We start from the raw sequence: 11199 nt of genomic DNA, 5'->3' as shown, positions 1-11199 counted from the left end.
GTATCATTCATCAGTCTAAGGTTGCAAATCAATTACTATATTCACCTGCAAAACCAAAAACTCAAGATTAACCCTTAACTAAAGGGTTTTCTTGAGTTATTTTTTTCTTAAACTGTCAAAGACGGGATTATATCATATCTTTTCTGATTTTGTGTTATAATAATATGGCAGAGAGCGTAAAAGGCTGATGATTCGCCGTAAAAAGCTGATAGTGGAAGTGAAATACACAGATTTTTCATACAGTCCCCATGGTATGATTTCTGCCGTGTTCCTTATTTCATATATCTGCATCTATAGCGGCCAATCGTTATGCAGACAGCACTCTGGACTATATGAGGTGATACAGACATGAGTTCGATTTACCCCCTGGTGGCTGCCCTTCTGGCAAATGTCATCGCCCAGGTTTTAAAGCCGATCGTGCTTTATTTCCGCACCAAGGAACTGGATGTGCATCAGTGCATCGCCTGCGGAGGCTTTCCAAGCTCCCACAGCTCTACGGTAACAGCCCTGACGATTGCGATCGGCATGAACGAAGGCTTTGATTCCGCCCTGTTCGCAATTACCTGTGTTTTCAGCTTCATCGTTATTTACGATGCAGCCAATGTACGTTATTACGCAGGCAGAAATATACAGCTGACAAAGCAGCTGATCAGCGATCTGGAGACACTGAAGGGTCTGAAATTCAACGACCCGATCTATCATGAAAAGATCAAAAGCGTTCTTGGCCATAAATTCATTGAAATACTTGGAGGTATCCTGCTGGGCATACTGGTATCCCTGTCCATGTATCAGCTTATCCATTAGAGAAAGAAGGAATAGGATGCAGACAAAGATAGATGAAATCAAGCAAACCATTGAGAAAATACGTCCATACATACAAAGAGATGGCGGCGATGTAGAATTTGTATCCTTTGAGGATGGCATTGTCGGTGTACGTCTTCTGGGAGCATGTGTCGGCTGCATGTCCATCGACGATACGATTCAGGGTGGTATTGAGGCAATTCTGCTGGATGAGGTCGAAGGCGTTAGTGGTGTTACACTGGTAGAATAACGCTTTATAAAGAAAACACATGCGGCTTACTTGCTTCATGTGTTTTTACTTTTCCTGTTCATCACGGGTGAACGCTATCCCTATTTACTTGTGATCCGAGTTATATTTTTCAGCTGTATGGAAATCGTTCCATCCGGCTGATTTTTAAATTCCACAAAATCCCGGGAGTTCATATAGTCCACCGGTATGATGATTTCGATTCCTTTATCCGTTTTGATTTTCTGTACCTTATCCGAACGTGCTGGCTTTACATATTCCACTTCAATCGGCTTTTCAACGCCCTGTTTGCGCAGCTCCTCACGAAAATCATCCCGGGCAAGCGGCTTTTCAGCGAACAATAGCTCTGCGACCTCTTCAATTTCAATCGGTGTCTGCTGCTCGATATTCTCTTTTATGATACTTTTCATTTTCGGAACGACCTCCATCTGATCCAGGTCGTATTTATCACTGATTTCCTCTGTGATTTTCGCCAGGGAGGACACGGCTTCCTTGTAGGAGGGGGAGGTGGTGCTTTCCAGTATGATATCCGCAAAGAAGTTTACCTTCTCCGCCTCGATTTCCACCTTGCTTTCCACACAGTGCAGCGCATAATCGCTCAGCTCCACCAGAAATGCCTTATCCGCCTTGACTAAGGAGGAGGAAAGCAGTGTACGATAAGGGATGATGTCATTCCGCATGCCGGCCTCCTCCTGTACCAGTGTATGCGTAATGCCTTCACTGTAGGCATTATCGATTACCAGCAGATAGCGCCTTCCCTCTTCCATCACCTGTGCAATCAGCAAATCGCTTGGATAATATAATGCACATCGAAGCTTTGCATCAAATATGTGGCGTGCAAGCTTCTCACTGAGCTGTTCAAAGCTGAGCTCCTGCAGCTTAAAGCTGTCCAGCCACTGCTTCACCTGTGAGCTTTCCTTGAATTTTCCACTCTTTTTAGAGGAGCTGGAAAAAACCCTGGATGCCTTGGTCTGCATCATTTTTTCAACCTCCGGCTGCAGCTCCTGCATGCAGCTGGTACTCATAATACATGTATTCTGTTCACAGTCCAGAACGTGGACAATCACCTTTTCAAATTCCGGCATAGGTTCCCTCTTTCCTTATAATAGACTTTCATATCCATGTCTTTGCCTGTTTATGATACCCCATTTTGAAGGCTTTGCATAGTATGAATTGACTCTGAATTTAAAAATCACAAAATGTTCACATGATTTTTTCACAGAGTAGTGCTATAGTAATGACGATGTAAAAAAAGGTGGTCATGGAATGCAAAAAGCGATTTTTTCCAGAATAGATTTGAATAACGCCGACAATGATCTGGCTCAGGAGTATCTGAGCTGTATCTTTGACCTACTGCCGCTGGATGATGTGCAGGACCTCAAAGCATTTACACAGCATATGGACACATCAAGATTTCAGCACTCGCTGAATGTCTCTTATTATACATTTCTAATCGCACGCAGATTGCATCTGGATTCCTGCAGTGCCGCAAGAGCCGGTCTGCTTCACGATCTGTATCATTATGACTGGAGGGATTTGGATAAGGATGAGCGTCCCATCGAGGGACGACACTGTGCCGTGCATCCGCAGATTGCACTGGAAAATGCACGCAAGGCAACCTCAGTCAATGCCATCATTGAAGATGCCATCGTACACCATATGTGGCCGATGACACTGCATTGTCCCAAAACAAAAGAGGGCTGGGTGCTGCAGGCGGTTGATAAATACTGCGCCATGAGCGAAATTCTGTTACAGGGTGGAAGAAAGGTGCGGTATTCCAGACATGCAATTTCACTGGCAGCATTGCTTTCCTTCAGCATTCGATAACGGTTTGATCCATAGCATGCTGTGCTCCCTGATAGACGTTCGGAGCGCAGCTTTTTCTTTTGTCAAAAAGGAATCAGACGATCGGCTATTCAAGCTGACTCGTATGTCCCCTTTATCATAAACACGTCCATTCTCAGAGAGATTGGACGTGTTTTTAGATATAGGAAAGCAGCCTGCTTATTCGAGCAGGTTCAATTCCTGCAGCTTTTGTTCCATATAGCTGCGAAAGGCGAACTCCTCTTCCTCCTGCAGTCCCACATGATAGATACGATCGATATCCTCTCCCTGAAACATATACAGCTCCGATGCATCCAGCATACCCTCCGGATACAGCACCGCTGCATAATCATACAGGATACCACTGGCGCGTTCCTCCTGGATTCTTCCGATAATCATTAGTTTTTTTCGCCCTTTCTTCAGGGTGATCACACTGCCAAGCGGCAGAATATTTTTTAATGCTTCCTTTTTCATTCCTTATACCTTCCCATCAGTAATTGATTTTAACCTTAAATCCCAGACCTGCAAGCAGTGAAGCCTTTCCGCCAAACTCCACTTCCCCTTTTTTACTGGAAAACTCTGCGCCAACTCCGGCAGCACCAAGCTCACCGGTACCGCTCAGCGTTATATCTGCGCCAAACAGAGAAAATTTCCCTTTCACCTCTCCCTGTACAGCAGCCACTCCGATTTCTCCCTTCAGCGTAACCTCATCCTTCTTAATCACCGCCTTGGCAGAGCCCTTGGCAACACCAACCCCTACAGATGCTTCAATTCCGGCATGTACATAAGAGGTGCCGATATCAAATCCTGCTTTCAGCTGAGCAAGCGCAGCTTGTGCTTCTGCCTCCAGCTGCAGCTGTGGATTCCAGGTACCCTCCTCATACAGCATCGCCTTTCCATCCGCAGACACACGGGCACTGCCAAGTGCAAACTGAGCGTTTGCCGATGTATATTTGCTGTCTCTTCCCAGATTATAGCGAAAGGCATCAAAGCCGCCGAAAATTCCGGCACAGATACCGTTTTTCGCATAATCGACAAGGGACCTGCCGCTTCCAAAGGTCGTGTGTGTACGATGGGTTGTTTTCCAGCTGTCCTTACGCGTATACCAGGCATCCTGCCAATCGCTGTCACTGGATGGTGTTGCGACCTGGCGCAGCTGAGCAGCCTTATGCAGAAGACGCTGCTCCATCGATTCATATTGCATTTGTGAATCATGGAAATAGCCTTGCAGCTGATACAGCTGCGCTTCCAGCTGTCGCTGCAACAGTGATAGGCGGCTTAGCTGCGATGTTTGTCCCAGAATATGTTGAAGCTGATTAAGTGAAGGGCGCAGGCGGCTGCTTTGTTTCCAGGTGAGCTGTGTAGTTTGCTGAAGCTGCAGCAGCTTTCCGGTATGTATTTTTATCATTCAGCTATCGCCTACAGCATACGCAGTCCCTCACATATCCGAATCTGTTCCTGTACATTTTGCAGGACATTGCGATACTGTCGCTGCAGCAGGGGAAGCTCTGCGCCCTGAGCGGCATTGGGCAGCATGGCTGTTTGCTGGCGCAGCTGTAGCTGCAGTGCATACAGCTGCTGCAGATACGTGCAAGCCATCGTCTGGATAAGCGTCCTAGAAGCCTTCGGCACTGGCATTCAGCTGTGCCTCCATGCTTTGATAGGTTGATACCGTCTGATCAAGGAATTTTGCATAGGCTTCGACAATAGACCGATAATTGTCAAAAACCGGCACCATTCCATGAAAACGGGATCTTATCTTTTCTGAAGCCGGAGACTGCCAATAGGCAGCAAGCTGATTCATTGAACTGCCGATTTCCTGCAGACAGGAATTCAGCTGTTGATTCTGTGAACGGATACTGGCAGCGGTCTGTGTTAGCTGCGCCAGTGTGACTTGTAGCTGATCCATCATATACCTCCTAATTGACCAGACGGCGGGCCATCTGTGCTCGCTCATCCTGTGTCTGACGATAGGTCTTTGCACTCAGCTTGAGAAAAGATGCATACTCACGCATAAGTGCTGCCATCTGCTGAAAGTCTTTTTCAAACCCCTGAATTTGTGATACAAAGGCCTGATTATCCTTTCCCTGCCAACCGCTGCCCATCGCCGCTACCTCCTGAAACAAACGACGGTAATTCTTTTCGTAGGACAGGGTCTGCTGTTCGATCTGTCCTGCCGCACTGTCCAGTCTGGCAGGATCCACCTGTATTTTTATACTCATTTCGTTCCTCCTATAAGATGATGATGCGTTCTGCGCTATGAATGCCGGCCTCCTTAACGCACAGCTCGAAATCCGGCATGCAGTCCTGCTGCTCCAGATACCAGCTGCCTTTTTCAAGACTGCCCTTTTCCAAATGCCAGGCAGTCTCCAAAATTTGTGATACAAGACTGTGCACTACACACAGCTTTGCCTGTGCGGGAAGCAGCACCTCCATACCTTTCTGCACCGCTGGTACATACACCTCCACCAGTATTCTTTCATCCATTTTCTTCTACCTCCCATAGCTGCAGTATTCTGCATGTATCCTCCTCCCAGTAAATCGCTTCCTTGCTTTTCAGCATTCTATCTGTCTGCACACTCCTTTTCAATGCATAGGAGTGCTCCTGAAATCCCTTCCCCATCCAGAGAACAACTGCATCAAGCCATACCGGAGCATACCAGTCCCATAGAGAATACGCGCTAACATGCGGCATGGTTTCAATAAAGATATGATGCAGATGCTCTGCCTCCAGCAGTGCCTTCATCGTAGCAGTATCCAGAGCCAGCTCATCCAGCTGATGCCATACAATATATTGCTTTTGCGTATGCTTCAACAGATCATGTACCGTATCCAGCAAGGACGGCTTTCGATGAGCAAGGGGATGCGGACTGTATACATGAACACAGCCTCCTGTTTCCAGCTGTTTCAGATAAAGGGAAATAAAGCTGTCGTTCAGGCGATAGGCCGCCAGTAGAAACAGACAGCGCCCTGTAGGATAGGTGGTATAAACCTCCTCCTGCGTTTTGATTTCCCTGCCCAAAAAGCTTCTGTCGCTTTGCATTGCAAGAGGGTGAAAGACATGCGCCGGCATACGTGGAATACAATATGCCCCTGGTGTCGGTGCTCTGGATGCCTTTGTCCATGCCGCCTTTTGATAAACAGCAATCTGAAACATACAGAGTGTATCGTTCTGTTTCATAAGGCCACAGCCTGGCTGTGTCAGTGGAATACAGGTTTGTTCACAGGAGAAGAGATAGCTGTAATCCTCATTTTGTGCACACTGCAATGCATACCAGTCCTCAACACTGGCCTGTATACGCATGGGAAGCTGCTGCAGAATCGTTGTCGTAATACAGCATACAATGCCATATTTTTTTCCTTCCCGCAGCAGATAAAGCAGCTCCTCCTCCAGCTCCGGATACAGCTCATGAAACACCTCATAATTATGCAGAATACAAAGGATTCCCTGCTCGCTCCGCTGTGCTCTGCGCTGCTGGATCATGCGTCTCATAAACCTGAAAAAGCTTTGAATTTCCTCTGCATCCTCCCTTTGAAAAACAGCGGCAACCTGTTGATATTGTGCATATTTCTTAAATAGCGGCTTATCAAAATCAAACAGATAGAGTATGTTTTCTGCTGTCACAAGACAGCTTTGGATCAGGGTTTCCACAAACATGCTCTTCCCACTGCCCACCATTCCGCATACTGCAAGGTTTCGCCCGTCCCATATGGATATGGAAAAGGGAAGCTGCTGTTGATGGGCTATGTCATCCAGCAATCCAAGGGTGCACGCATTCCCTATTGCAGGTATCTCCTCCTGCCGCAAATCCGGCTGTAATGGCGGCAGCCACAATGGAGCGGCACGCTCTGTACTGATTGCACACAACGCATCACAAACCGCCTCCAGCTCGGTTTTGGATACCGTGCTGCCCGACATCGGCATATCCCGGATAGCACCATCGTCGTCATAATAGGAAAGACACGGACCAGCTGTTTCGCTTCCGTTTGGATCATAGGGCGCCTGTGTCCAGGCGCTTTGCCCCTGCACAAAGACCTCATCATGACCGACCTGTAAAAAAAGCTGACCGGGATGCTGCAGATGGACGGCAGAATCCTTTTTTAACATATCCATACTGTCATTGCGATCGGCAACCTTCAGGCATAGATGAAAGCGCGCATTGCTCCAGATCTGCTCATCCACAACACCGAAGGGCTTTTGGGTTGCCAGCAGCAGATGAATCCCCAGACTTCTTCCGATTCTGGCACACTGACGCAAATGGTCAAGAACTGCCGGAAAGAGCTGCTTCAGCTCCGCAAATTCATCTGCGACCAGAAACAGATGCGGCATTGCTGTAAGGGAGGGATGCTGCTTTCTGAGCTGCATGTATTTATCGATATCCATACTGCTGATCTGGTATCGCTTCCCTGTATCTGCAAGCTGCTGCTGTCTGCGGGTCAGCTCTCCTTCAATCGCACACAGACAGCGCATGAGAATCCCCTTATCCAGATTCGTTATGATACCGGCAGTATGCGGCAGCTTCGCCAGCGCATTGGCCATGGTCCCTCCCTTGAAGTCAATCAGCAGAAAGCTGACATCCTGACAGGAGAATGTAACCGCCAGCGACAGCAAATAGGTCAAAAGGCATTCGCTTTTGCCGGAGCCGGTCATGCCCGCAAGCAATCCATGCGGTCCATGGCTGTGCTCATGGGCATCCAGATACAGCTCACCGCCATCCACGCTTTGTCCGATTATCACACGCAGACTGTTCGCGGCATCGCTCATTTGATAACGGGAGGCGATCTGAAGCTCCTCCACACTTCGACAATGGAAAAGCTTTAAAAAGCTGAGTATTTTCTTATCCTGTGAAGCCTCTTTTGGATACGCTGCCCGTTGAACAAATGCTGCCCGTCTTTGCTTTGCTGCACAGCGGTCGATTGTGAAGTCCGCATGACGCTGCGGCCAGTGTACGCTGCTTCCGTTTATTTGCAGCAGGAGGTTGCAAGCCGTGTGCAGGGTGTCGCTCCAGCGTAAAAGATGCAGCTTTTCATGCGAGGGCAGCTGCAGATCATCCGCAAGCCTTGGCTCCAGGATACATACGATGACAGCCTGTATGCGGTCATCCTGTACTACCTCCTCCAAAAGGCGCCTGCAGCGCCCTGCACTTGCTCCATCCCATACCAGCAGGCGCTGCCTGTTTGCAAACAGATGCGGCAGACAGAACAGCTTTTCCTTTGACAGCAGCGCTTTATCCGCAGCGATACAAATACAGACCTCTTTTTCCGACTGCTGTATGACCAGTTGCAGCAGGATATTCAGCAGCATGTCGATGCATATGGATCGCTCGCCCTGCAGACACAAGGATGAGCAGTTGCGAAGATCTGCCACAATGGGGACGTTTTCCAACCGGTATTGCTCACTCTGCAATGCCTGCAGCTTATCCAATAGCACATCCTGCAGCATGGAGGAAACATGAGGTATCTGCAGGTCAATACCGGCCGGACAGCTGCCCTGCCCCAGGACCACATGCAGCCAGCCCTCCTGATTCACACCGCGAAGCTGATACGGCTTTTGCGCAAGAAAATCATCACAGAGACTGGCAATCGGCGGATACCAGTTCTGCAGATATGCGTGCTGCTCCTGTATCGCCTGCTGAATGCGCTGTCTGACCTCCAGGAGATAGCAGGAGTACAGATAACAGCGTTTTTCTTCCTTCCTGTGCTGCTGCTTTCGCTCATAACGCTTTGACAGCAGCGGCCAGAGTATTGTTCCCAACGCCATACTGAGGGACATGAGCAGTGTCGGTATAACAGAAAACAAGTCCTGCTTTCGCTCAGCTGCCAGCCAGAAAGAGAAAATTCCCATAGCTGTAGAGGAAAGCCCCATGGTGATCGAGGGACCCAGCACGAATATTGCAGGAAGATTTTCCTGTGTGGCCTTGGCCAAAGGCAGCTCAATTTCCATCGCTAAGCTCTCCACAGGCTTTGGTGTCTGGTAGATGCCTGTACATACTTCCTCCCTTTGTATAACAGTATTAAGATAGGAAATTTCAGGCAGGTGAGCATTTGCCAGTCGCTCTGGAACAAAGATGCTGTCCTTTCCCATCAGCAGCATCACATTACCAAGATGGATGACATCCCCCGGCTTCACATTGCACCTTGTGATACGCTCATGGTTGACATAGCAGCCATTCGTACTTCCCTGATCCACCAGCTCCCATGCGGTATCCAGTGGCTGCAAAAGAGCATGGCATTGAGAAATACCGGGGCTGTTAAGATACAGCTCCTGTGTACAGGAGCGACCGATATGTACTGCGCCTGTCAGGGCATAGCCATGAAAGTGCAGGGCGTCGGCACACAGCTCTTCGGCGTAAAAGCGCACCCGCTGCTCCTCCAGTGCTATGACACAATGAAAGCCCGCTTTGATTTCCTTTTCCTGTAGCTGATACAGTGGAGAAGCAGGCTGTGCAACACGAAAGCTCCATCCATGGATGCTCCATACCGCCAGCACCTCTACGTCACGGTACTGATACACACGCACAGCCTCTCGTTGGTTTATTAGCAAAACCGTTTGTATGCCCTTCTCCTGCAAAACACAAAGTCTTATTCTTCGCATAGCCTTACGAGCTCTTTCATGACAGCTTGCATGCTGCAAAAGCGTTGCTCTTTCTCCTCCTGACAGCAGTGCAGAAACAAAGCATCCAGCGCATCCCCGCTTTTTTCACCTGTAGGAAAGCGGCCATGACGCAGGACATAGCAGGTTCTTCCAAAGCTATAAATATCACTTCGCTCATCACAGCCTATAGTGCCTGCCTCCACAGGAGAATAGCCGGGGAGACACCGCGGCTGCGACATCCTGCTCCTGCAGAAAACGGCTGGTCGCAAAATCCAGTAAATAGACGTTTCCCTTCCAGTAATGCAAGTTGGACGGCTTGATATCCAGATGCACAATCTGCTGCTCATGCAGATACTGCAAAAGCGCTCCCAGCTGCAGGCACCAGCTCAGACGCGTTTTATCGCTGCTGCAGCCCTGGATATGCGATAGGGAAACACCAGGGATATACTCCATCAGAATACAGCGATGCTGTTCCTCCTCAAAGGCGGATACTACATGCGGGATACGCTCATGCTGCAGCCATCCCAGCATACACGCTTCTCTTTGATAGATCGCCCGCAAATAGGTATCCGAAAATGCTGTAGAATGCCGTACGATACGCTTTAATGCATACAGCTGCGATGTCATGATATCCTGTACCAGAAACACCTCACTGGCTCTTCCCTGATACAGACAGGCACAGAGTTGATAGCGCAGATTCATGCGGTTTCCTCCTTCTGCCAGCGAAACTGCAGATTCGCAAACCGTATGACATCCTGATCCTTCAGCTCACAGGATGTCACGCGCTCTCCATTGACAAACGTACCATTCGCGCTGCCGCAGTCCTTCAGCACTCCCTGCTCAATACAGGCGTGATGCTGCGATACGGTTTTACCATGCAGCACCAGATCATTGTCCTTTGCTCTTCCGATTGTAAACTGCGCCTTATCCACACGGATGCTGCTCCATGATTTCAAATCCACCAGACAGCTGCAATCCGGTGCAAGCAGTTCCTGCGTTGAACTGTCCAGCTCCTTCTGTAGCGCATAGCCGCCGCTCTCCTCTGCGACAGCAAGGGACGATACGTTCAGCGTTTTCAAAGCCGGCAGATCACGTACCTGAAACGGCTCCTCCCTTGTGATATGAAACAGCTTTTCCAGAAGTCCCGGCGGCTTTGCCTGTGCATTTTGTAAATCATGCAGTCCCTGTAATACAAGAGGGAGCGTCAAGTCCGCCTTACGCAGACAGCACCCCAGAAATCCCAGTGCCGCAAAATCCTGTGTTACACGGACACAATCCAGAAAATCCCTGATAAACTGCTTCAGCTCCTCCTTTTGAAACAGCCAGTTGTCCACAAGCAGAGGAACTACAAGAAAGCGTAAAAGACCTCCGTCATAGCTGAGAAATACATGCTCCAGCCGCATGGACACCGGTTTTCCGGCATTCACCTGTACCATATCCTCCAGAACATACAGCAGAAACGGCAACAGCTCGTTCTCCGCAAACAGATGCGCCTGTAAATATTCCTTCAAGGTAAGATATCCTTTGGTATCATAATACAATCTGGTTTTGCTGCGGGGATCACGCACACAAAGCAGACAGCGCTCATCCTTATGAATCTGTTGAAAGATATACTCATCAAAATCCTTTGCCCGCTTTAATATCACCTCCAGAAAACCATCGTCACGAACTTCCATATGCTTTAACATAGCATCCATTCTTATCACCTCATCTTGCTTTTTACACTAGTAAA

Annotated in this window: 13 protein-coding genes; 3 read left to right on the top strand and 10 right to left on the bottom strand. The window is 48.7% G+C overall.

The annotated features are described in order from the left end of the window. Nucleotides 1–348 precede the first annotated feature (348 nt). Together NE665_RS15945 and NE665_RS15940 are read left to right on the top strand one after the other, a co-directional pair. A complete protein-coding gene (locus tag NE665_RS15945; protein WP_002608489.1) occupies nt 349–804 on the top strand; it encodes a divergent PAP2 family protein in 456 nt (151 codons plus the stop codon). A gap of 16 nt (nt 805–820) precedes the next feature. Further along, the gene (locus tag NE665_RS15940) at nt 821–1051 is read left to right on the top strand and encodes a NifU family protein (RefSeq protein ID WP_117444900.1); all 231 of its coding nucleotides are present in this window, start codon (nt 821–823) and stop codon (nt 1049–1051) included. 80 nt (nt 1052–1131) lie between these two features. Here the strand turns inward: NE665_RS15940 and NE665_RS15935 are convergent, their stop codons facing one another. Beyond that, the gene (locus tag NE665_RS15935; RefSeq protein WP_117444901.1) at nt 1132–2133 is read right to left on the bottom strand and encodes a nucleoid-associated protein; all 1002 of its coding nucleotides are present in this window, start codon (nt 2131–2133) and stop codon (nt 1132–1134) included. 181 nt (nt 2134–2314) lie between these two features. Between NE665_RS15935 and NE665_RS15930 the strand changes: the two genes are divergently transcribed. Then, nucleotides 2315–2875: an HD domain-containing protein gene (locus NE665_RS15930; RefSeq protein WP_117444902.1), complete on the top strand. Its 561-nt coding sequence runs from the start codon at nt 2315–2317 to the stop codon at nt 2873–2875. Between the two features lie 177 nt (nt 2876–3052). On the opposite strand, the gene NE665_RS15925 is transcribed toward NE665_RS15930, so the two are convergent. The 9 genes from NE665_RS15925 to NE665_RS15885 all read right to left on the bottom strand — a co-directional run bounded on the left by NE665_RS15925 (nt 3053) and on the right by NE665_RS15885 (nt 11164). Then, nucleotides 3053–3346: a DUF4176 domain-containing protein gene (locus tag NE665_RS15925; protein ID WP_117444903.1), complete on the bottom strand. Its 294-nt coding sequence runs from the start codon at nt 3344–3346 to the stop codon at nt 3053–3055. A 16-nt stretch (nt 3347–3362) separates the two neighbouring features. After that, nucleotides 3363–4280 (bottom strand): amino acid transporter, encoded by a 918-nt coding sequence (locus NE665_RS15920; protein ID WP_117444904.1) that lies wholly within the window; start codon nt 4278–4280, stop codon nt 3363–3365. A gap of 11 nt (nt 4281–4291) precedes the next feature. Then, a complete protein-coding gene (locus tag NE665_RS15915) occupies nt 4292–4510 on the bottom strand; it encodes a hypothetical protein (RefSeq protein ID WP_117444905.1) in 219 nt (72 codons plus the stop codon). Then, nucleotides 4488–4781, bottom strand: coding sequence for a pore-forming ESAT-6 family protein (locus NE665_RS15910; protein WP_117444906.1), 294 nt, complete (start codon nt 4779–4781; stop codon nt 4488–4490). The genes NE665_RS15915 and NE665_RS15910 overlap by 23 nt, the downstream gene beginning before the upstream one ends. 10 nt (nt 4782–4791) lie before the next feature. Continuing rightward, nucleotides 4792–5094: a WXG100 family type VII secretion target gene (locus tag NE665_RS15905; RefSeq protein WP_117444907.1), complete on the bottom strand. Its 303-nt coding sequence runs from the start codon at nt 5092–5094 to the stop codon at nt 4792–4794. A 10-nt stretch (nt 5095–5104) separates the two neighbouring features. After that, complete coding sequence (locus NE665_RS15900; RefSeq protein WP_117444908.1) at nt 5105–5359, bottom strand: hypothetical protein; 255 nt, start codon at nt 5357–5359, stop codon at nt 5105–5107. Continuing rightward, nucleotides 5352–9467 carry an FtsK/SpoIIIE domain-containing protein gene (locus NE665_RS15895; RefSeq protein WP_117444909.1) on the bottom strand — a complete coding sequence of 1372 codons (4116 nt, stop codon included), beginning with the start codon at nt 9465–9467 and terminating at the stop codon, nt 5352–5354. Before NE665_RS15895 ends, NE665_RS15900 begins: the two co-directional genes overlap by 8 nt. 177 nt (nt 9468–9644) lie before the next feature. Next, nucleotides 9645–10169 carry a protein kinase gene (locus tag NE665_RS15890; RefSeq protein WP_117444911.1) on the bottom strand — a complete coding sequence of 175 codons (525 nt, stop codon included), beginning with the start codon at nt 10167–10169 and terminating at the stop codon, nt 9645–9647. After that, a complete protein-coding gene (locus NE665_RS15885) occupies nt 10166–11164 on the bottom strand; it encodes an FHA domain-containing protein (protein ID WP_117444912.1) in 999 nt (332 codons plus the stop codon). The genes NE665_RS15890 and NE665_RS15885 overlap by 4 nt, the downstream gene beginning before the upstream one ends. Nucleotides 11165–11199 lie beyond the last annotated feature (35 nt).

It is taken from the genome of Clostridium sp. DFI.1.208, from assembly GCF_024463855.1.
Classification (GTDB): domain Bacteria; phylum Bacillota_I; class Bacilli_A; order Erysipelotrichales; family Erysipelotrichaceae; genus Clostridium_AQ.
This window is presented reverse-complemented; position numbering and strand designations above follow the sequence as displayed.